This is a genomic window from Cupriavidus sp. SHE, from assembly GCF_000812445.1.
In the GTDB taxonomy this organism is placed as follows: domain Bacteria; phylum Pseudomonadota; class Gammaproteobacteria; order Burkholderiales; family Burkholderiaceae; genus Cupriavidus; species Cupriavidus metallidurans.
Genome location: NZ_JWMB01000012.1, coordinates 50,216 through 69,490 on the forward strand (window position 1 = coordinate 50,216; position 19,275 = coordinate 69,490).

A 19,275-nucleotide genomic window follows, 5' to 3' on the forward strand; every position below is an offset into this window, starting at 1 on the left:
TCCCGCTCAGGTCACCGCCGTCCGCACGGCAAAGCGCGCGTCACGATAGACGCCGCTGTCGAGCACGTCGCGGATGATCTCGACGGCGTCCCACACTTCAGTAAAGCTCGTGTAGAGCGGCGTGAAGCCGAAGCGGGCGATGCCCGGCTCGCGATAGTCGCCAATGACGCCACGCTCGATCAGCGCGGCCACCAACGCGTAGGCATCGGGGTGCGCGAAGCTGACCTGGCTGCCGCGCTTCGTGTGGTCGCGCGGTGTGACCAGCGAGAGCGGGTGCGTGGCGCAGCGGGCCTCGACCAGTTCGATAAACAGATCGGTCAGCTTCAGCGACTTGGCGCGCAGCGCGGTCATGCTGGTCTGCGCGAAGATATCCAGGCCGCATTCGACCATGGCCAGCGACGTCATCGGCTGCGTGCCGCACAGGAAGCGGCCGATGCCCTGCGCCGGTTCGTACTGCGGCGACATCGCGAACGGCGCGCCGTGGCCCCACCAGCCCGACAGGGGCTGCCAGAACTGGTCGCGCAGCGCGGGTGCTACCCAGACGAAAGCCGGGGAGCCCGGGCCGCCGTTCAGGTACTTGTAGGTGCAGCCGATCGCGTAATCGGCCTTGGCCACATTGAGCGCCACGGGCACGGCGCCGGCCGAGTGGGCCAGATCCCAAACGGTCAGCACGCCGCGTGCGTGCGCCAGCTCGGTCAGGCCGGCCATGTCGAGCATCTCGCCGGTCTTGTAGTTGACGTGCGTGAGCATCAGCACGGCGGTGTCAGCGCCTACGGCGGCGTCGATCTCGTCCGGGCTGTTGACCAGCCGGACTTCATAGCCTTGCTGCAGCAGATCGGCCAGGCCCTGGGCGATATAGAGATCAGTCGGGAAGTTGCTGGCCTCGGACACGATCACGCGCCGGGCCGGATCGCGCTGGCGCTGCACGCGCAGCGCGGCCGCCAGCACCTTGAACAGGTTGATCGATGTCGTGTCGGTGACCACTACCTCGTCATTGCCGGCGCCGATCAGCGGAGCCAGCAGGTTGCCCAGGCGGCGCGGCAGGTCGAACCAGCCCGCGGTGTTCCAACTGCGGATCAGGCCATTGCCCCATTCCTCGCTCACGACCTCCGCGGCGCGCGCGGCGGCGGCGCGCGGGCGTGCGCCCAGCGAGTTGCCATCGAGGTAGATCACGCCCTCGGGCAGGGCGAACTGTTCGCGCAGTGCGCGGAGCGGGTCATCCCGGTCCAGCGTCTGGCAGTGTGCTCGGGTCAGCGTTGTCATGCGGTCTTCGTCCGTTCGAAATCGGTTCGTGAATGTCAGGGGAGCTCGCGCAGCACGGCGCGCACCGGGCTCGCATCAAGCGTGGCCAGGCGCAGCGGCAGCGCGATCAGTTCGTAGTCGCCGGCCGGCACCTCGTCGAGGACGATGCCTTCGAGAATGGCAAGCTGGTGGTCACGCACGGCGTGGTGCGCGTCCATCGTCTTCGAGGTTTCCGGATCGAGCGACGGCGTGTCGATGCCGATCAGCCGGACCCCATGGCGGGCCAGCAGCGAGATCGTCTCCGGCGCCACGGCGCAGAAAGCGGAATCCCATGTGCCGTGCGGCGCCTGCGCGTAGGTGCGCAAGAGCACGCGCGATGGCGTGCCGGCCAATGCGTGCGCGATGTGCTGCGGCTCCACGCGCGGTGCTGCGCCAATACAGTGGATCACCCGGCACGGGCCCAGGTAGGCGTCCAGCGGGACGGCTCCAATCGGCGCGCCATCCGCCGCGTAGTGCAGCGGGGCGTCGGCATGGGCGCCGGTGTGCGGCGACATCGTGATGCGGCCGACATTCACCGGGCAATGCTCGTCGAGTTGCCAGGCCGGGTCATGCTGGAACGGTGTGTCGCCAGGCCAGACCGGCGTGGCGGACGAAACGGCCGGGGAAATATCCCAGATGCGGCGACCGTCGTGGATGTGGGGGGCTTGGGGCATGGTGTCTCGCGTCTGCGCTTTTTTTGGGGCGCGGTGTGTGTGGGCATCATAGTCAAACTGCCCGAAAAAAGCCTTGCGAAATGGGCCGTCGATTTGGCCTTCTTTCGCATAAAATTGCGTATCAATTCTAGAAATTCGTGGATTCTGCGAAATGAACCTTGATCCGATCGATTTGCGCATCCTGACGTGCCTGCAGGAGAACGGCCGCATCAGCAACCAGGATCTGGCCGACCGCGTGGCGCTGTCGCCGTCGGCGTGCCTGCGGCGCGTGCGGTTGCTGGAAGAGAGTGGCGTAATCGGCGGCTACCACGCGTGGTTCGACGCCGAAAAGCTCGGGCTGGAGATCGAGGCCATCGTGCAGGTATCGATGCGGCACGACGTGGAGGGGTGGCACGACACGTTCAACGCGGTCGTGCAGACGTGGCCGGAAGTGCTCACGGCCTATGTGATCACGGGGGACAGCAACTACATCCTGCGTGTTCAGGCGCGCAACCTGAAGCACTACTCGGATTTCATCGTGAACCGGCTCTATCGCACGCCGGGTGTCATGGATATCCGCTCGAACATCGTCCTGCAGCGGATCAAGACCGACGGATCGCCGCTGGCGATCGTGAAGGAAGCGGGCGGCTAGCCTAGCGGTCGAGCGGCGAAAGCGTGGAGAACTGGGCGCCCTGGAACACCAGCGGCTGTCCGCCGGTATCGAAAATGCCGCAACGTTCGACCTCGCCGACAAAGATCACGTGATCGCCTTCGTCATAGCGGCTGCGGTTGTGGCATTCGAACCATGCGAGCGCGTTGGCAAGGATGGGCAATCCGGTGGCGGAAAGACGATAGTCGACGCCGGCGAACCGGTCGCCTTTGAGCGTGGCGAAGCGCTGGCAGAGGTCGAGCTGCGATGCCGCTAGCACGTTGATGATGTAGTGCGAGCCGTCGCGGAACATCGGCAGGCTGTTGGCGCGGGTTGCCATGCTCCACAGCACCAGCGGCGGATCGAGCGATACCGAGTTGAACGAACTCGCGGTGATGCCGACGAATGGTGCGCCGTTGGCGTGCGGGTGGCCGGCCGCGCGCGTCGTGATCACGGTCACGCCGGTGGCGAACTGCGACAGCGCCCGCTTGAAATGCTGGCTATCGAAATCGGGGGCGGTGGCCTTGCGCGCCATGATTGGGGTCTCGGCCTCGGGTATGCCCATGTCTCGGGCTTCACACAAATCCATGATCTTCATATCGGGATGGCCGCCATGCATTCAACGCGTATCAACCTAATCCGCGTTTGCGATGTTTTCGGTGGTTTTTCGCACAAAGCAGGCGAGCCAACGTTGCCTGCGATTGTAGCGGAGTCCAGCCAATCACCGCTGAAGTGACGTTGGAAGCCGTTCGGGCGCCTTAAAGTCGGCAGCAAGCGCGCCCAGTGCTTATCCTAGACAGGACGCCTGCGCGAGCCAGCGTGACGTCCGCGACTGGAAGGGGGACGAGCAAATGGACCATGGCCTTGAAATCGCCACGCTCGGTGGCGGCTGCTTCTGGTGTCTGGAGGCGGTCTACCAACAGGTCGCCGGTGTGCGCGCGGTGGAATCGGGATACACGGGCGGGCACGTCAGCCAGCCCACCTATCACGAGGTTTGCGCGGGAGGTACCGGGCACGCCGAAGTGGTGCGGGTGACATTTGACCCGTCCGCGATCAACTATCGCGAGATCCTTGAAATCTTCTTTTCGATCCACGATCCGACGCAACTGAACCGGCAGGGCAACGATGTCGGCACGCAGTACCGTTCCAGCATCTTCACGCACTCGGAGGCGCAGCGTGCGGTCGCCGAGTATGTGATTGGCAAGCTGGTTGCCGAGCATGTCTACGATGCGCCGATCGTGACCCAGGTGGAGCCGGAGCAACCCTACTGGCCCGCCGAGGCCAGCCACCAGAACTACTACCAGGAGCACCCGGCGCAAGGATACTGCGCGTTCGTGATCTCGCCGAAGCTGACGAAATTCCGGCGCGATTTCTCGCACCGGATGCGGCGCTAGGTCGCCAGCTTCCCGGCGATTACCTCAGCGAGCCGCGCGATGCTCAACGGCGCGCAGCCTTCGGCGTTATTGCTGACGATGACATAGGCGGGCTGGCCGGCGCGCAGCGTGCGCACGACCACGTCAGCGATGGCGTGGCGCGTTTCGGCGTCTTCGTCCACGAGCTTGTCGAATGGCGAGAATGCCTGCTCGGCCATCGAATAGGACCGGCCTTCGCGCAGCATCCAGCGCAAGACCAGCGGGCCGGGTGCGCCATCGTCCATCAATGCCTGCGCCGCAGCCTGACGTTGCACGGGTGGCAGACGGTCACGCGCGGCCAGGCAGAAACGCACGCCGCGCTCGCGCAGCATACGGATGTAGCGTGGCGTCAGCAGCGCCGCGTCACGGATTTCCACGGCATAGCAGGCATTTGGCGTCACCGCGCGGTCCAGCGCGGGCAGTTCGGCAAGGAACGCGTCGAGCCGTGCCAGGAAAGCGGGGCCGTCGTCAGCCATGCCAGCCAGCGGCGAAAGCTGGAACAGCAGGGGGCCACAGCGCGGGCCGAGCCCGCTCGTGGCCGGCTCGATGAAGTCGCGGATTGCGATCTCGGCATTGAGGAACGCGGCGTTCTGCAGCCGACCAGCGCCATCGGGGCCGCGCAGCCATGCGTCGCACACGCTGGCGGGCGCCTTGACCAGAAAGCGGAAGTCTTCGGGCACCTGCGAGGCGTAGTTCAGGTAATCGGCCAATGGAATCGCGCCGTAGAAACCGCGGTCGATGCCAGCCGCGCGCAACAGCGGATGCTGGCCACAGGCACTCAGACCTTTGCGTGACAGCAGGCTCTCGGTGTACTGGCCGTCGTAGGTAATGCCGTGCCAGCCGGGATAGGACCAGGACGAGGTGCCGAAGTAGAGGTTTGGCGGCAATTGTTCCGCGAGCGCCTGCAACGCGGCGTCGGGCGTCCAAGGCTGGACGATCTTGCCAACGGGCTTCTTGTTTTCGGGATCGCCCGCCACAGGTCGGGCGGTGGGCTTCGCAACGGGCGGCGATGCCGGGGCATCGCCGAATAGGTCGAGGTTCTCAGTCAAGCGTCAGGAAGGCGTACCGATCGGAGACGCGTAAATATAACGCCGCGACGTCGGGAATGTGTCGGCATTGCGATCGGCCTTCTGGCATACCACCTGGTAGATCGACATCTTCCCGCTCGTGAATGCATGTGAGCAGCCCGCCAGATAGATGCGCCAGATGCGGAATTTCTTTTCGCCGACCATCTCGCGGATGGTATCGGCATTGGTCTCGAAATTCTCCGCCCAGTGGCGCAGCGTCTGCGCATAGTGGCGGCGCAGCAGTTCCACGTCGAAGGCTTCGAGGCCGCCCTTCTGCATCGTGGTCAGCACCATGCCGATATGCGGCAGCTCGCCCTGTGGGAACACATAGCGATCCATGAAGCCCGAGCCATCCATAGGTATCTCGCCGCTGTCTGGGTCGGTGGCGGTAATGCCGTGGTTCATCGCCACGCCACCTTCGGCCAGCAGGTCGCGCATACGGGCGAAATAACCCGGCAAGTTATCCTTGCCGACGTGTTCGAACATGCCGACGCTCGTGATGCGGTCGAATTGCCCGCTGATGTCGCGATAGTCCTGCAGGCGGATCTCGATGCGGTCCTGCAGGCCCGCAGCCCTCACGCGCGCGGTCGCCAGATCGAACTGGTTCTGTGACAGCGTGATGCCCACGCACCTGGCGCCAAACTTTTGCGCGGCCCGCAGCACCAGCGCGCCCCAGCCGCAACCGATGTCGAGCAGCGTCTGCCCAGGTTCCAAGCGGATCTTGGTCAGGATATGGTCGATCTTCTTGATCTGCGCGGTGGCCAGGTCTTCGTTGCCGTTCTCGAAGTACGCACATGAATAGACCATGTTCGGATCGAGCCAGAGCTTGTAGAAGTCGTTGGAAACGTCGTAGTGATACTGGATCGACGCCTTGTCCTCGGCCTTGGTGTGCGTGAAATGCTGCGCCACCTTGTTCAGCACGCCGCCCGCACGGCGTGCGGCGGCGGCGGAGAGACCGTATCCCACCTTGATGATGTCGGCCAGGCGCCCATCGAGGTCGATCTTCTCCTGGACATACGCTTCACTGAGATTGTCCAGGCTGGGTACTAGCAAGAACGGCAGCGCGGAGGCTTCGCGCACGGTCAGCGTGACGGCGGGTCTGTCAAAGCTGCCGAGCTGATATTCACTGCCATTCCAGAGTCGGAGCTTGACGGGCAAATTCGAGTGCTCGCGCACATCGGCAATCCAGCTATCGAGTTGCTTGTCCAGGGTCTGCTTGAAAAACATGCGGCTTTCTCCCGATTGGTTGGCTATCCCTCTCGAACGAATGCCCCACGGTCTGCTGCGATCACTGCGCGCTCATACGCAGCGCTGGCCTTGGGGTGCGCACCGGTGCATAGCCGGTGCAGCAACCGTCAAACTTTACGCCAATTTTTGAAATTGTGCAGTGCAGGTCCTTCATTGGACAAATGTCTATCAGACCTCGCAGACGCTGATGGCGTCAGGGCGAGAGCCGCACGATTTGCCAGTTTCCATCAGCGTTCTGGCGATAGGCGATTCGATCGTGCAGGCGCGAAGGGCGGCCTTGCCAGAACTCGATCCAAGTCGGTTTGAGCCTGTAGCCGCCCCAGTGCGGCGGGCGCGGCGGGTTCTCGCCGAACTTGCTGCGGAAATCCGCTTCGCGCGCTTCGATCACGTCGCGCCCTGCAACCTCGCGGCTCTGTTCGGATGCCCAGGCACCCAGGCGTGAACCGAGCGGCCGCGACGCGTAGTAGGCGTCGCTCTCTGCGTCCTCGACCTTCTCGACGATACCTTCGACGCGGATCTGCCGCTCGAGCTGCACCCAATGGAACAACAGCGCCGCGCGCGGGTTGGCCAGCAGGTCCACGCCCTTGCGGCTTTCGTAATTGGTGAAGAATGTGAAGCCGTCGGCATCCATGCCCTTGAGCAGCACGATGCGCGCGGACGGCTGGCCGTCGGCGCCCACGGTGGCCAGCGTCATGGCGTTTGGCTCGGGCAGCTTGGCTTGCATGGCTTCGTCGAACCACGACTGGAACTGGCGAATCGGGTCGGGAGCGACGTCGGTTTCGGAAAGCGCGCTCAGCATGTAGTTGCGGCGCAGGTCTGCGAGTTGGGTCATGTCGCGTATCAGGAAGGTTTGCGTTCCGCGCACGAATCGCGCGGATAAGCGTACTTCGAGTATAGCGAATGCGCTGCACGCTGCATTTGCGTTGCCGCAACGCGCTTAGGGCACCCGGGGCGCCAAGGGTGCTTCAGTCGGGCAGGGCGATCTTGCGCGACTGTTTGCGCGAGTAGTAACCCGCCATGCCCATCGCGCCGGCCATCGACAGGAAGATCGGCAACATGCCAAGCGCCGTGCCGACCACGCCAAAGGTCAGCGGCCACACCACCTGGCTCGTGTTCAGTACCGCCGAACGCAGGCCAAGCGCCTCGCCGGCGCGGCCCGACGGCGACACCGTGTGCAGGATGTTCATGACGTTCGGCTGGGCGCTGCCCAGCGCGAGGCCGAGCACGAATGCCAGGCTGCACATGAGCCAGAAGTGCGACACGAACGGATAGACCAGATACGCCATCGCGCCCACGGTCAGCGCCAGGCGGATGATCCGCCATTCCGAAAAGTGGCGCGACACCATCGGCATGGCCACGCGGATCGCCAGCGTGGCGATCGAGAACGCACCGAGCACCCAGCCGATCGACGACGGAGACAGGCCGATATGCGTGCCCTGGATCGGAATCAGGAATGCGTGGAGATCCCACGCGGCCGAAAGCACGGCGCTGGCAATGAACACCGCGCGCAACTCGGGGTGCTGGAGCAGATCCAGCGTCGAGCGGCGCGAGCCATCCTCGATGGCGATCCTGCCTGCGTTGCCGCCTTGCGCGGGCAGGCGCGGACGCACGTACTGCAGGCCAGCCTGGCCGACCAGCGCGATGACCACCAGCACGCAGAATGCCGCACGGTATCCGGCGTGCTCGATCATGTAGCCCATCGCCACAGGACCCAGCGTGCCCGAGATGGACAGGCCCAGTGCGTGCAGGGTGTAGTTGCGCAGGCGGGTCTCGTTGGTCGATACCTGACCAATCAGCAGTTGCATGGCCACCTGCACGAGCATGAAGCCCACGCCGATCAGCGCGCAGGCACCGTACAGCGAGGCGATGTCATGCCAGACCGCCGGCAGCAGCGTGCCGGCCACAACCATCAGCGAGCCCGCCGTCATCGGCAGGCGTGGCCCGATCTCGTCAATGCGCTTGCCGGCGCGAATCGCCAGGAACATCGGCAATAGCGCGTAGAGCGACATGAGGATGCCCAGCGTCACGGTGGACGCCTTCAGCGAGATGGCAAAGAGGGAAACGACGACGCGACTGGCGTTGAACGCCAAATGGTTGCACACCGTCAGCGCGATCAGCCAACTGATCGGGGGGACGGCGGCGTGGGGCAACGTCATGGGGGCGCGGTGGCAATGGGGTGGTTCGCGCCGCCGGCAACGGTTCAGGGGCCCAGGCGATAAGACGCGCGAAAGAAAAACCAGTGCGGCGCGAGGCCGCACCAGACAAGGTCGTCAATGGCTGGACTGGACCAGCAACGGCAACCGTTGTTCGCCATTGTGTTAAATGCTTGCTTAGTCAATGGCCGTTTGATTATGCGACTGACGTCGGGCATGCACAACGTTGGTGAAGGGGGGAAGTGCAAATCCGCAACAGATTCTTTCAGCGATCTGTTGCGTGGAAGCCACGCGTAACCCATGGCCGGCCTTCAGCCCCCCTGGAAGAGCTGCGCATCGTTGGCAGGACGCGACGGATTGTGCTGTGCAGCGGGGACAGATGGGGTGGATGCGGGCTGCCGGTTCTTTGGACCGGGCTTGCCCGGCGGCGTGGCAATGACAGGCCGCTTTTTCAGGTTCGCCAGCAGCTTGCCGCACTGGCTGTCCTCTGCCGGCGAGATGTCGAGCAGGGGGACCACCAGTGCGACAGGCGCCGTAAATGCCAGTGCCAGCGCGCTGCCGGCGCGCAGCGCCAGGATGGCGTAGTTCGGACTGACGGACGGCTTCTTGAATGTTCCGCCGACGTAGAGCGGCGAGCGCAGCGAGAGGATGCGCAACCCCTTGGAATCGGGGTGAATCGTCAGGGCCAGCTCCTCGTCCTTGAAGTCGATCGCGCCTTCCGTCGTGATCACGGCATCCTGCGTGTCGAGCACAAACGTCTGCGCCTGGGCCACGCCATTGGTGATGCCGAACGCGCTGACGCCGCAGTTGATCTGCACCGGCTTGTCGCCAAAGAGCTTCGAAATCACCACGCTGCCGACGTTCAGGCCGATTGCCTCCAGGATGAACTTGCTGACCGTGCCATTCTCGACCAGCAGCCGGGCTTCGCCGTTCGCCGAACCGAGCAGCGCCGCGACCGAGTTGCCGGTGGCGGTCAGCCTGGCACCGCCATTGACCTCGCCAACGCTCGCGTGCATCGATTCGATCTTCGGGAAGAGCTGCCGGATCTGCAGATGGCGTGCGTGCATGTCGATCATGGCGGCCATCGGCTCGCGCTTGCCATCGAGCTGGATCGTCGAGACGAGGTTGCCGCCGGCCAGGCCGAAATTGAGGGGATCGAGCCGCAACACACCATCGATCAGCTTGACGTGCGTGGTCAGTTTCGTGATCGGCAGCGTTTCGTCGCGAACGATGCGCTCTCCCGTGAATGTCACGTCGGCATCAATGGCATCCCAGCGCTCGGTATGAAAGGGCGCCACGGGCAGTACCTTGTTTGCGGGCTGCTTGACCGTGCTTTCCGCGGCGGCCTGGCCGGGCTTGGCCTCGGCGCCGATGATCGGCGCGAGATCGGCGAATAGCAGCTGTTTCGACACCAGCTCACCGGACAGCAACGGTCGTGGCGCGCGCTGCGCGAACGTAAGCGTGCCACCGAGGTCACTGCTGCCAACCTTGCCCGTGAAATTTCGGTATGTATAGGACGATGCGCCTTTCTTGAGTGTGGCCACCAGCCGGCCGCGTGTTTCGTACGGCGGCGTGGATGGCAGCACCACGCCGGTCAGCGCGTAGAGCCGCGCCATGTTGTCGCCGGACAGCACCAGACTCACGTCCAGCGCACCCAGTTCCGCCGGATTGGTCAGCGTTCCCTCGATCCGGGCCCGCGTGCCGCCGACGCGTACGTCGGCCTGGAGCGGGAAAGGCTTGCTGGTGTCGCGCAGGCTCAGCGCGGTGCCGGCCTTGCCCGTCGCATTGATCGTGGCCTGGTTGTAATGGCCGACGACCTTCCAGCGGATGCCATAACGGCTCTCGGGTTTGCTTTCCGTCTTGTTTGGCGCGCCCGGGGGCGCGGAAGCCGCCGAGGCGTCAGCGGACGGGGCGAGCGCGCCGTCGCGTTCCTGATCGTAGAGTGGCTGGTCGCCGATGGTGTCGAGCGTGGCCTGCAACTCGATCTTCTCCGCGCCGTCGTTCAGGGACAGGTTGCCGCGTTCCAGCACGATTTCGCCAACATCGAGATGCCACGGCGACTCGCCGGTTTCCGGTCCGGTATCGAATGTCCAGTTGTTACGGCGGTCGGCCAGGCGTTCGAGCCAGACCGCCGGGCTGTCCACCACGATCGTTGGCACGCTGATCTCGTGCGTCAGGAGGGGGGCTGGCCGCAGGATAAAGATCAGCTCGCGGATGGTGGCGAGGCTCGGCTGCTTGGCCCAGTCCGGGTTGCCGACCGTGATGTCCTTGGCCGACAGACGGGGCCACGGCACCAGCGCGCGCCAGCCAGCCTCGCCCTCGGCACGTTTCCAGGTCACCGTCAGGTCACCGTTGATGGCGAAAGGGCGGCCGATGGCCTGTGTGACCTTGTCGTTGAGCCACGGCTTGATGCGGTTCCAGTCGAAGGTCAGGACGACGACGACCACCAGCGCGATCAGCGCCAGTGGCGTGAACAGGCTCCAGAGAGCGATCTTGCGGCGGCGGTGCGAGGCGGGCATGGGAAAGTTATCTCCTGGTGTCAGCCATGCGGCGGATCAACCACTATGCCTATTGTAGGGAGGCAATGCCAATGCGTTTGTCCGCCTTTGACTGACTTTCAGAATCCTGACGCCGACCCGGAGGCGGCGGAGGGCATAAAATGCCGGCACGGTTCGCCGGCAGCCGGTGCCGGCAGACACAGCAACAAGAACGCATGACCCTTACCCCCACGCCTCTCGCGGCGCAGGACTTGCCTGCGCCGTTGTCTCACGAAAGCCCCGAGGACGATGATTATCATCGCCGCTTTGGCGGCGTCGCGCGCCTGTATGGCGCCGAAGGCCTGGCGCGGCTCGAAGCGGCCAATGTCTGTGTGATCGGCATCGGCGGGGTGGGAAGCTGGGCAGCGGAGGCATTGGCCCGCAACGCCGTGGGCCGCCTGACGCTGATCGACCTGGACCATATCGCGGCATCGAATACGAACCGGCAGATCCATGCACTGGGCGACGCCTATGGCCGTGCCAAGGTGGACGCGATGGCCGAACGTATCGTGGCGATCAATCCGCGCTGCCGCGTGACGGCCGTGGACGACTTCGTGACCGAGGACAACGTGCAGGCCCTGTTGTCGGGGTTCGACTACGTGATCGACGCTATTGATGCCGTGAAGGTCAAGACCGCGATCCTCGGATGGGCGCGCCGCGAGGACGTTCGCGTGATCACGTGTGGCGGGGCGGGCGGCCAGCTCGACCCGACGCGCGTGCGCATCGAGGATCTGGCCCGTACGATCCAGGACCCGCTGCTGGCCAAGGTACGTGGCAACCTGCGGCGCCAGTGGGGCTTTCCGCGTGATCCGAAGAAGAAGTTCGGCATCCAGGCGGTCTACTCGGACGAACCGCTGCGCTACCCCGAACCCGAACAGCAGGCGTGCGAGATTGACGAGGTGCCGCCCGCGCCACGCCAGGGCCCGCAGGGGCTGGCCTGCGCGGGTTTTGGCTCCTCGGTGGCAGTGACTGCCGTGTTCGGCTTTGTGGCCGCTTCGGCTGTGATCGGGGCGATTGCCTCAGGCGGCTAATGCCGCGAGCAGCCGATTGACGTCCTCCTCTTGGGGCGCGACGTTGTCGAAGTAGATCAGTTCGGGATATTCGGCCGGCTCGGGCAGGAAGCGGCGCGTGCGATAGGCGTCCCAGTGGGCAAGCTTGTAGGCGTCGTTGGGGTTGCCGCGTCGGACGATCCGGGCCTGGGCTTCGCTTTCGGGCAGGTGCACCCAGACGACATGGGTCTGCGTGCCTTCGGGTACACGCAGCCACGCGGGGTCGGTGAGCTGGTGCGCGCGGATTTCGCGCGAGAGCGGGCCGACCACGAGCACGCTGATACCGAGCATCAGGTTTTCACGAGCGGTATCGAGCAGGCCTTCGTATTCGGGGTCCCGCAGGTTGTCGAGATAGGCGGGGCTGTCGCGATCGTTCGGATCGCCGGTGATCGCCCGCATCGCGGCGGCGCTGTAGCGGCCGTAGAGCGTGTCCTTGTCCAGCAGGCAGAAGGGTTCGCCGGTGGCCTGCATCAGCGGGCCGATCAGCTTGTGGGCGAGGGTGGTCTTACCGGTACCGGCATGGCCGCAGAAGAAAATCAATCGTGGCATCGCACGTGTCCAGCGTGAGGCATGAGCCGCAAGGATAGCGTCATTTGCCGCGCCGTTTGCGGGAAATCAGACCAGACTGGTGCGGAATGGGTATGCTTGCCGACTGTTCACGGCTTCCTTATCCTGCGGTTCCATGACCAATACCGACTCCTACGCCGACCCCTACGCCGGCCTTTCGGCCGAAGGCCTGCCCGACGATTTGCGCCTTGGCGAGCCCGTCACCGATGCCACGCACGCCGAATTCCTCCAGTTGCTCGCTGCCATGGAAAACGCCGACGATGCCGGTTTCCTGGCCGCTTTCGAGGAGTGGATCGAGCATACGCGCCACCACTTCGAGCAGGAGGAGCAGTGGATGGAAGCGATGCAGTTCGGCCCGCGCTTCTGCCACACCAACGAGCATCAGGGTGTGATGTCCGTGGCCAAGGCCTTGCGCGACAAGATCGTGGAGGAACGGGCTGACCCCGAGGGTCCGGGCAAGGGCGCGCTGTCGCTGGGCCGCCGCCTGACGGGTGAGTTGTCGGGGTGGTTCGACAATCACGTGAAGTCGATGGACACGATGATGGTCGAGCACATGAAAGCCAACGGCTTCTCGCTGGTCGAGGCGCCAGCGGCCTGACGGTCCGGCTGGACCGTCAGCTACCTCAAACTCAGTTCAGGACGGTGGCGAGCTGGCGGCGCCACCGTGATACCGCGGGGTCGTCGCCCATGAGCTCGAACACCGAGAGCATGGTCTTGCGGCCGACGTCGTCTTCGAACGCGCGGTCGCTCCGCACGATTTCCAGCAGTTGCTCAAGCGCGGCTTCGTACTCGCGCCGGGCGATCAGCACATGCGCCAGATCCAGTCGCGCTGGCAGATCGGCCGGATTCGCCGCCACCCGCGCCTTCAGATCGGCGCCATCGGGCAGATCGCCCACTCCCTTCATGGCTTCAAGGCGCGTTTGCAGCGCGGCATACGCATCTTCCTGCGCGGCACGCGGAGACAGCAGGCCGAACTCGGTTTCCGCATCGGCGATCTTGTTGCCGTCCAGCAGGAACCCGATGTACGTCAGGCGTGCGGTGTCTGCGCCCGGATCGTAGGCCAGTGCGGCCTGGAACGACGCCTGCGCGGCTTCGCGGTCGCCAGCGGCGGCAAGTTCGACGGCTTCGCGCAGCGCCAACTCGCCCGGATTCGGCGTCAGGCGATCCAGGAACTCCCGCAGCTGCGATTCCGGTAGCACGCCGATGAACTGGTCGACGGCTTGCCCGTCGGCAAATGCCACCACATGCGGAATGCTGCGCACGCCGAAATGGGCGGCGAGTTCCTGGTTTTCGTCGACGTTGACCTTTGCCAGCCGCCACTTGCCGCCAGATTCCGCCTCCAGCTTTTCCAGCATCGGTCCCAACGTGCGGCACGGGCCGCACCACGGCGCCCAGAAGTCGACTAGCACGGGGACCTGGCGCGACATCTCAATGACATCGGCTTCAAAGTTCTGCAGGGTGACGTCGCTCATTGTTCTGCACCTCGGAATTGAAAAGACCGTCGGGTACGGCCTGACCTTCTTATTGTGAGGGCGTAAGCGCCGAAAACAACCTCAGCAACCCCACGTGGGGGAGGGGTGGGAAAACATCCTGTTGAAAATAGAACGGTCGTTCAGTTATATTGCTTGACCGATACGCGAGGCCTACCTCGCGACGCTAGCGATTCCAGAAATCCGGTCGACGCCCGACCGTCCGCAGGAGACACCATGACCACAACGCCGTCCGTTCGCCCCCATTTCCAGTTCTGGCCCAAGCGGGTGCCGACGAACATCGTGCTGCCGGAGACTTCGCTCTGGTACAACCTCGAAGTCTCGGCGCACCGCTATGCGGACAAGGCGGCGATCCGCTATTTTGGCAATGCGATCACGTTCCGTGAACTGGAGGCGCAAGCCACCGCGCTCGCAGGCTGGCTGCAGCAGAAGGCAGGGGTGAAGAAGGGCGATCGTGTGTTGCTCTACATGCAGAACTGCCCGCAGTTCATCATCAGCTACTACGCGATCCTGCGTGCCGATGCCGTGGTGGTACCGGTCAATCCGATGAACCGGTCCGAGGAATTCAAGCATTACGTGACCGACGGCCAGGCGCGCGTGGCCATCTGTACGGCGGATCTGGCCGCTGGCGTGATGCAGGCCGATGCCGAACTGTCAGCCGATGAGCGCCTCCAGCATCTGCTCGTGACCCAATACACCGATGCCCTGCCGCCGACCCACGTGCATCCGGAGGACGCACCGCCGGCTTGGCTCACCGCCGAGCATCCGCTGCCGGACAACGCCACGCCGTGGGCCAAGGCGCTTGCCGCCGGCCTGAAGCCAGGCCCGCATACCGCCGGACCGGATGACATGGCCGTGATGCCGTATACCTCTGGCACCACCGGCTTCCCGAAAGGCTGCATTCATACCCATCGCTCGGTGATGCACAACATCGTCGGCGGCTCGACGTGGTCGGGCAGCGGCGCGGAATCGGTGATCCTGTCGGTGCTGCCGCTGTTCCACGTGACGGGGATGCAGTACGGCATGAATGGTCCGATCTACAGCGGCGCGACGGTGGTGATGCTGCCGCGTTGGGATCGCGAAGTGGCTGGCCACCTGATCTCCCGCTACCAGGTCACGCACTGGACCAATATCCCGACGATGGTGATCGACTTCCTGGGCAGCCCGAACCTGGCGTCGTTCGACATGAGCAGCCTGCGCTATATCGGCGGAGGCGGCGCGGCGATGCCGCAGGCCGTGGCGGAGCGCCTGAAGACTCAGTTCGGTCTGAACTATCTGGAAGGCTACGGCCTGTCGGAAACGATGGCGCCGACGCACAGCAACCCGGCCGACCGGCCGAAGCTGCAATGCCTGGGCGTGCCGACGTTCAACACCGACGCGCGCGTGGTCGATCCGGTCACGCTGCAGGAACTGGCGCCGAACGAGGTGGGCGAGATCATCGTGCGCGGTCCGCAGGTGTTCAAGGGTTACTGGGGCAAGCCTGACGCCACGCGCGATGCGTTCATCGAGTTCGAGGGCCAGACGTACTTTCGCACCGGCGACCTCGGCCGCATGGACGAGGAAGGCTACTTTTTCATCACCGATCGTCTGAAGCGCATGATCAATGCCTCTGGCTTCAAGGTGTGGCCGGCGGAAGTGGAAAACCTGCTGTACAAGCATCCGGCCGTGCAGGAAGCCTGCATCATCGGCACGCGCGATGCCTATCGCGGCGAAACGGTGAAGGCGGTGGTGGTGCTGCGCGCGGATGCCAAGGGCAAGACCCAGCCGGAAGACATCATCGAATGGGCCAAGGAGCACATGGCCGCGTACAAGTATCCGCGCGTGGTCGAGTTCGTCGATGCCCTGCCGAAGTCCGGCACCGGCAAGGTGATGTGGCGCCAGCTGCAGGAAACGGAAAACGCGCGTCAGGCTGGCTGAGCGGGTGAGGTGTAACACCCCGCGGCACTGGAAACTCAGTGGCCGCGGGCCCGCATCAGCATCCGCACCATCGTCTTGTAGCCACGCTCCCGCGCATGGCGCGAGGGCGTGACGCCTTCGCGGTCGGCCAGGTTGGCATCGGCCCCGGCGTCCAGCAATGCCTGGACGATGTCCTCGTATCGCGAACTGCCGTCGCCGAGGATGATGGCTTCCAGCAGTGCCGTCCAACCCAACTGGTTCACCCGGTCCACCGGCACGCCCGCGCTAATCAGCAGCTTCACGATTTCCACATTGCCGTGCTGACTGGCGGCGATCAGCGCCGTGCCGTCGTAGCGATCGGTGCTGTTCAGGTCCGCCCCGTGCGACAGGGCCAGTCGTACCACGTCGATCTGGTTGGTGGCCGCGGCCAGCAGGAATGGGCTGTTGCCTTCATCGTCCTTGCGGTTGACGTCCGCCCCAGCCTGAATCAGCACCCGCATGACATCGCCCCGACGGTTGTAGACCGCCGCGAGCAGAGCCGTACGTCCGCGTTCGTCCGTGGCCTGGGCTGATGCGCCGGCCTTGAGCAGCCGATTGACCAGGTCGAGGTCGCCGATACTGGCTGCCGTGATCAGGTTGTGGTCGAGGGCGGCCATGCCGTCCCCGCGCGACGGCAGGGGTGTGTGATTGCTGCCGTGCCACGGGCGAGAAGGCATCGGCGCGGATGCGCCGCCCAGTCCACCCACCGAGCGGGCCAGCGTTTGCCCGCCCTGGCCGGCCAGCAACCCCCCAGCGACCAGTAATCCCATCAGCCCGAGTATCTCGGCAAGTGCCTGGCGGCGGGGACGGGTCTGGGAGCGCGTCATGTTGGCAGGTGACAGGATCGATCAGACAGTTTCGTGCGGCTGGATAATAGACTCGGCAGCGTCAGCGCTGGCGACACTCGCCCGCGTTGCGGCGCCGTTGGTTTCGGCGGCATCGCTTTCCTGGAGCTGGCGCCACAGGCGTCCCAGGTACGGATCGTCCACGCCATTCGTTGTCAGGCCAAGCAGGGTTTGCTGGAGATACTCGCGCGCCGGGCCATACAGGCCGCAGGCATGGCGCAGGCAGGCCACCACGCGCTCGTCTGGCAGGCGGCCAGCGTAGGCCGAATGCTCGCGGTTCATGACAAAGGCCAGCGCTCGCTGCTCGGGTGCATCCGGCGCGTTGCCGACCCTTACGCGCAGCCAGCGCGGATGATAGGCGCCGGTCAGCATCTCGCGGCGCCACAGCACGCGGAATTCCTGCTCGATCACGTGCCCGGGGATGCGGAATACCATGCCGGTGCAGCAACCGCCACGATCCAGGCCGAGCACGAGGCCCGGATTGTCCCACGTGCCCCGATTGATGCGGGAATAGAGATAGAAGCCGCGATGGTAGCCATGCACGGTGGCCAGCCTGCGATCCGTATGGACCACCATCGGATTCCAGATCAGAGAACCATAGCCAAACAGCCAGACATCGCCGTTCAGGCCGGGTGTCTCGGGCCGGGCGCCGAGCGCGTCGCAGAGCGAACGCTCCACATCGGCTTCTGGCAACAACGAGGACGCGACCGGCGTGCTGCACAATGATGTGCGCAGCCTGTCCGATTCGAGGTCCTGTCGTGTAATGGCCATGTCTGACAGCATAATCCAAAGCGCATTGATGCGTCGCAAGGAAACCACAGATGCCAGCAGGGGTGTGTGTACAAGGCAACGGTCGGCAACGGCTTGTTCCAACAGCCTAGTTCTTCCGCCCGCCCCGATCCGGCGGCAAGTCACTACAATAGGGGCCTCATCCTCGGAGATTTTCGGAGAACCGGCAATGGCGCGTACCCTGACCGTAGTGTTCGGCAGTGGCAAGGAATTTGAATTCACGCTGGGCGACAGTGAACTCGCCGCGGTGACCGAGGATGCCGCCTGGCGCTGGTTTGACCGCGAATACGCCGAGCTGGATTGCCAGGCGTCGAGTCCGGTCGGCAAGGTTCTGGTGATCGACAAGATCCTGAACGTGGCGAAATTCTCGGGCGAAAATCGCTTTGCCACCCATCCGGAATGGGCGCAGGACTATGCCCGGCACGCCGGCCGGCTGCTCGATCGCGACAAGGTGCGTGTGGATGTCGGCAGCGCGGCGATCGGTTTCTGACCGCCCCGGAATAAAGAAAACCCCCGCTTCGGTAACAAAGCGGGGTTTTTTTCTGCCTTCCTGCTGAAGCCGCCTCTTCCGGGGCGGCTTCGTTTTTTCAGGCGGATGTCAGGCGGGTACGCTCGACGGGCTGGTGCAGCGCTGCGACAGATAGGCGCTGAACTCGTCGCGCACCTCGGGGTGCCTGAGGGCGAATTCGACGGTCGCCTTCAGATAGCCGAGCTTGCTGCCGCAGTCGTACCGCACGCCTTTGTAGCGATAGGCCAGCACCTGTTCCTGGTCGAGCATCGACTGGATGGCGTCGGTGAGCTGGATCTCGCCGCCGGCGCCCGGCTTCAGCTCGCGGATATGGTCGAAGATGCGCGGGGTGAGAATGTAGCGACCCACCACGCCCAGGTTCGACGGCGCATTCTCGGGGGCCGGCTTCTCGACGATGGCGGACATCTTGATCACGCGGTCGTCCCACTCGCGGCCGTCGATCACGCCATACGAGCGGCTTTGCTCGGGTGCGATCTCTTCCACGCCGAGTACCGAGCAGTTGTAGTGGTTGTAGATATCCACCATCTGCTTCATCACGGGCAGGTCCTTGCCACCGTCGAGCAAGTCGTCGGCGAGCATCACGGCAAACGGCGTGTCGCCTACGAGCTTGGCGGCGCAAAGGACTGCGTGACCCAGGCCCAGTGCCTCGGGCTGGCGCACGTAATAGCACTCGACGTTCGCTGGCTTGATCGAGCGCACCACATCGAGCAGTGCCTGCTTGTTCTTGGCCTCGAGTTCCGCTTCCAGTTCGTAAGCCTTGTCGAAGTGATCCTCGATGGCGCGCTTGGAGCGCCCGGTGACGAAGATCATCTCGGTAATGCCTGCGGCCATGGCTTCTTCCACGGCGTACTGGATCAGTGGCTTGTCGACCACGGGCAGCATTTCCTTGGGGCTCGCCTTGGTGGCGGGCAGAAACCGGGTGCCTAGCCCTGCAACGGGAAAGACGGCCTTGGTGACGCGGTTTTCCATTTCAGCCTTCCTTGTTTATCCGGAGTGATACCGTGCCGTAACGGTAGGGGTGCCGTCTGTCCGGTTCCGTCCGACGCTGCAGTCGGCACGAAACCGGGGAAG

19 protein-coding genes are annotated in these 19,275 nt (G+C 64.4%); 6 read left to right on the top strand and 13 right to left on the bottom strand.

Going from position 1 to position 19,275, the window contains the following annotated elements:
- Window positions 1-6: 6 nt before the first annotated feature.
- Both kynU and kynB read right to left on the bottom strand, forming a co-directional pair.
- On the bottom strand, window positions 7-1,263 hold the full coding sequence (kynU, locus tag RN01_RS06175) for a kynureninase (RefSeq protein ID WP_011517224.1): 1,257 nt from the start codon (window positions 1,261-1,263) through the stop codon (window positions 7-9).
- A 35-nt stretch (window positions 1,264-1,298) separates the two neighbouring features.
- On the bottom strand, window positions 1,299-1,955 hold the full coding sequence (gene kynB / locus RN01_RS06180) for an arylformamidase (RefSeq protein WP_017510701.1): 657 nt from the start codon (window positions 1,953-1,955) through the stop codon (window positions 1,299-1,301).
- 151 nt (window positions 1,956-2,106) lie between these two features.
- On the opposite strand from kynB, the gene RN01_RS06185 reads away from it, so the two are divergent.
- On the top strand, window positions 2,107-2,586 hold the full coding sequence (locus RN01_RS06185) for an Lrp/AsnC family transcriptional regulator (protein WP_008646266.1): 480 nt from the start codon (window positions 2,107-2,109) through the stop codon (window positions 2,584-2,586).
- A 1-nt stretch (window position 2,587) separates the two neighbouring features.
- On the opposite strand, the gene RN01_RS06190 is transcribed toward RN01_RS06185, so the two are convergent.
- Window positions 2,588-3,148 carry a flavin reductase family protein gene (locus tag RN01_RS06190; protein WP_024569952.1) on the bottom strand — a complete coding sequence of 187 codons (561 nt, stop codon included), beginning with the start codon at window positions 3,146-3,148 and terminating at the stop codon, window positions 2,588-2,590.
- Window positions 3,149-3,434: 286 nt separating this feature from the next.
- Here RN01_RS06190 and msrA point away from each other — a divergent pair, with 286 nt between their 5' ends.
- The gene (msrA, locus tag RN01_RS06195) at window positions 3,435-3,977 is read left to right on the top strand and encodes a peptide-methionine (S)-S-oxide reductase MsrA (RefSeq protein WP_017510700.1); all 543 of its coding nucleotides are present in this window, start codon (window positions 3,435-3,437) and stop codon (window positions 3,975-3,977) included.
- On the opposite strand, the gene RN01_RS06200 is transcribed toward msrA, so the two are convergent.
- The 5 genes from RN01_RS06200 to RN01_RS06220 form a co-directional block, all read right to left on the bottom strand.
- Window positions 3,974-5,044, bottom strand: a complete 1,071-nt coding sequence (locus RN01_RS06200; protein ID WP_024569951.1) for a DUF72 domain-containing protein — start codon at window positions 5,042-5,044, stop codon at window positions 3,974-3,976. The genes msrA and RN01_RS06200 overlap by 4 nt on opposite strands.
- 3 nt (window positions 5,045-5,047) lie before the next feature.
- Complete coding sequence (locus RN01_RS06205) at window positions 5,048-6,289, bottom strand: cyclopropane-fatty-acyl-phospholipid synthase family protein (protein WP_008646259.1); 1,242 nt, start codon at window positions 6,287-6,289, stop codon at window positions 5,048-5,050.
- A gap of 214 nt (window positions 6,290-6,503) precedes the next feature.
- Window positions 6,504-7,142 carry a pyridoxamine 5'-phosphate oxidase gene (pdxH, locus tag RN01_RS06210; RefSeq protein ID WP_017510698.1) on the bottom strand — a complete coding sequence of 213 codons (639 nt, stop codon included), beginning with the start codon at window positions 7,140-7,142 and terminating at the stop codon, window positions 6,504-6,506.
- A 133-nt stretch (window positions 7,143-7,275) separates the two neighbouring features.
- Window positions 7,276-8,466: an MFS transporter gene (locus RN01_RS06215; protein ID WP_017510697.1), complete on the bottom strand. Its 1,191-nt coding sequence runs from the start codon at window positions 8,464-8,466 to the stop codon at window positions 7,276-7,278.
- Between the two features lie 308 nt (window positions 8,467-8,774).
- Window positions 8,775-10,982 carry an AsmA family protein gene (locus tag RN01_RS06220; RefSeq protein WP_017510696.1) on the bottom strand — a complete coding sequence of 736 codons (2,208 nt, stop codon included), beginning with the start codon at window positions 10,980-10,982 and terminating at the stop codon, window positions 8,775-8,777.
- 194 nt (window positions 10,983-11,176) lie between these two features.
- Here RN01_RS06220 and tcdA point away from each other — a divergent pair, with 194 nt between their 5' ends.
- Entirely contained in the window at window positions 11,177-12,031 is an 855-nt protein-coding gene (gene tcdA, locus RN01_RS06225; RefSeq protein WP_024569950.1) for a tRNA cyclic N6-threonylcarbamoyladenosine(37) synthase TcdA, read from the top strand.
- Here tcdA and RN01_RS06230 read toward each other — a convergent pair.
- Window positions 12,020-12,598, bottom strand: coding sequence for an ATP-binding protein (locus RN01_RS06230; RefSeq protein ID WP_017510694.1), 579 nt, complete (start codon window positions 12,596-12,598; stop codon window positions 12,020-12,022). The two genes, tcdA and RN01_RS06230, sit on opposite strands and share 12 nt — an antisense overlap.
- Window positions 12,599-12,731: 133 nt before the next feature.
- On the opposite strand from RN01_RS06230, the gene RN01_RS06235 reads away from it, so the two are divergent.
- The gene (locus RN01_RS06235) at window positions 12,732-13,214 is read left to right on the top strand and encodes a bacteriohemerythrin (protein WP_017510693.1); all 483 of its coding nucleotides are present in this window, start codon (window positions 12,732-12,734) and stop codon (window positions 13,212-13,214) included.
- A gap of 31 nt (window positions 13,215-13,245) precedes the next feature.
- Here RN01_RS06235 and trxA read toward each other — a convergent pair whose 3' ends face one another.
- A complete protein-coding gene (trxA, locus tag RN01_RS06240) occupies window positions 13,246-14,088 on the bottom strand; it encodes a thioredoxin (protein WP_017510692.1) in 843 nt (280 codons plus the stop codon).
- Between the two features lie 234 nt (window positions 14,089-14,322).
- Between trxA and RN01_RS06245 the strand changes: the two genes are divergently transcribed.
- Complete coding sequence (locus RN01_RS06245) at window positions 14,323-16,023, top strand: long-chain fatty acid--CoA ligase (RefSeq protein ID WP_017510691.1); 1,701 nt, start codon at window positions 14,323-14,325, stop codon at window positions 16,021-16,023.
- Between the two features lie 35 nt (window positions 16,024-16,058).
- Here RN01_RS06245 and RN01_RS06250 read toward each other — a convergent pair whose 3' ends face one another.
- Window positions 16,059-16,868 (bottom strand): ankyrin repeat domain-containing protein, encoded by an 810-nt coding sequence (locus tag RN01_RS06250; protein ID WP_024569949.1) that lies wholly within the window; start codon window positions 16,866-16,868, stop codon window positions 16,059-16,061.
- Window positions 16,869-16,889: 21 nt separating this feature from the next.
- Window positions 16,890-17,657 (bottom strand): gamma-glutamylcyclotransferase, encoded by a 768-nt coding sequence (locus RN01_RS06255; protein ID WP_008649807.1) that lies wholly within the window; start codon window positions 17,655-17,657, stop codon window positions 16,890-16,892.
- A 187-nt stretch (window positions 17,658-17,844) separates the two neighbouring features.
- Between RN01_RS06255 and RN01_RS06260 the strand changes: the two genes are divergently transcribed.
- Window positions 17,845-18,165 (top strand): hypothetical protein, encoded by a 321-nt coding sequence (locus tag RN01_RS06260; protein ID WP_008649808.1) that lies wholly within the window; start codon window positions 17,845-17,847, stop codon window positions 18,163-18,165.
- A 108-nt stretch (window positions 18,166-18,273) separates the two neighbouring features.
- Here the strand turns inward: RN01_RS06260 and galU are convergent, their stop codons facing one another.
- Window positions 18,274-19,173 (bottom strand): UTP--glucose-1-phosphate uridylyltransferase GalU, encoded by a 900-nt coding sequence (gene galU / locus RN01_RS06265; RefSeq protein ID WP_008649809.1) that lies wholly within the window; start codon window positions 19,171-19,173, stop codon window positions 18,274-18,276.
- Window positions 19,174-19,275: the final 102 nt, after the last annotated feature.

Bases quoted from the DNA above. Each gene is read 5' to 3' on its own strand.
- kynU (WP_011517224.1), bottom strand. From the start codon at position 1,263: ATGACAACGCTGACCCGAGCACACTGCCAGACGCTGGACCGGGATGAC.
- kynB (WP_017510701.1), bottom strand. From the start codon at position 1,955: ATGCCCCAAGCCCCCCACATCCACGACGGTCGCCGCATCTGGGATATT.
- RN01_RS06185 (WP_008646266.1), top strand. From the start codon at position 2,107: ATGAACCTTGATCCGATCGATTTGCGCATCCTGACGTGCCTGCAGGAG.
- RN01_RS06190 (WP_024569952.1), bottom strand. From the start codon at position 3,148: ATGGGCATACCCGAGGCCGAGACCCCAATCATGGCGCGCAAGGCCACC.
- msrA (WP_017510700.1), top strand. From the start codon at position 3,435: ATGGACCATGGCCTTGAAATCGCCACGCTCGGTGGCGGCTGCTTCTGG.
- RN01_RS06205 (WP_008646259.1), bottom strand. From the start codon at position 6,289: ATGTTTTTCAAGCAGACCCTGGACAAGCAACTCGATAGCTGGATTGCC.
- pdxH (WP_017510698.1), bottom strand. From the start codon at position 7,142: ATGACCCAACTCGCAGACCTGCGCCGCAACTACATGCTGAGCGCGCTT.
- RN01_RS06215 (WP_017510697.1), bottom strand. From the start codon at position 8,466: ATGACGTTGCCCCACGCCGCCGTCCCCCCGATCAGTTGGCTGATCGCG.
- RN01_RS06220 (WP_017510696.1), bottom strand. From the start codon at position 10,982: ATGCCCGCCTCGCACCGCCGCCGCAAGATCGCTCTCTGGAGCCTGTTC.
- tcdA (WP_024569950.1), top strand. From the start codon at position 11,177: ATGACCCTTACCCCCACGCCTCTCGCGGCGCAGGACTTGCCTGCGCCG.
- RN01_RS06230 (WP_017510694.1), bottom strand. From the start codon at position 12,598: ATGCCACGATTGATTTTCTTCTGCGGCCATGCCGGTACCGGTAAGACC.
- RN01_RS06235 (WP_017510693.1), top strand. From the start codon at position 12,732: ATGACCAATACCGACTCCTACGCCGACCCCTACGCCGGCCTTTCGGCC.
- trxA (WP_017510692.1), bottom strand. From the start codon at position 14,088: ATGAGCGACGTCACCCTGCAGAACTTTGAAGCCGATGTCATTGAGATG.
- RN01_RS06245 (WP_017510691.1), top strand. From the start codon at position 14,323: ATGACCACAACGCCGTCCGTTCGCCCCCATTTCCAGTTCTGGCCCAAG.
- RN01_RS06250 (WP_024569949.1), bottom strand. From the start codon at position 16,868: ATGACGCGCTCCCAGACCCGTCCCCGCCGCCAGGCACTTGCCGAGATA.
- RN01_RS06255 (WP_008649807.1), bottom strand. From the start codon at position 17,657: ATGGCCATTACACGACAGGACCTCGAATCGGACAGGCTGCGCACATCA.
- RN01_RS06260 (WP_008649808.1), top strand. From the start codon at position 17,845: ATGGCGCGTACCCTGACCGTAGTGTTCGGCAGTGGCAAGGAATTTGAA.
- galU (WP_008649809.1), bottom strand. From the start codon at position 19,173: ATGGAAAACCGCGTCACCAAGGCCGTCTTTCCCGTTGCAGGGCTAGGC.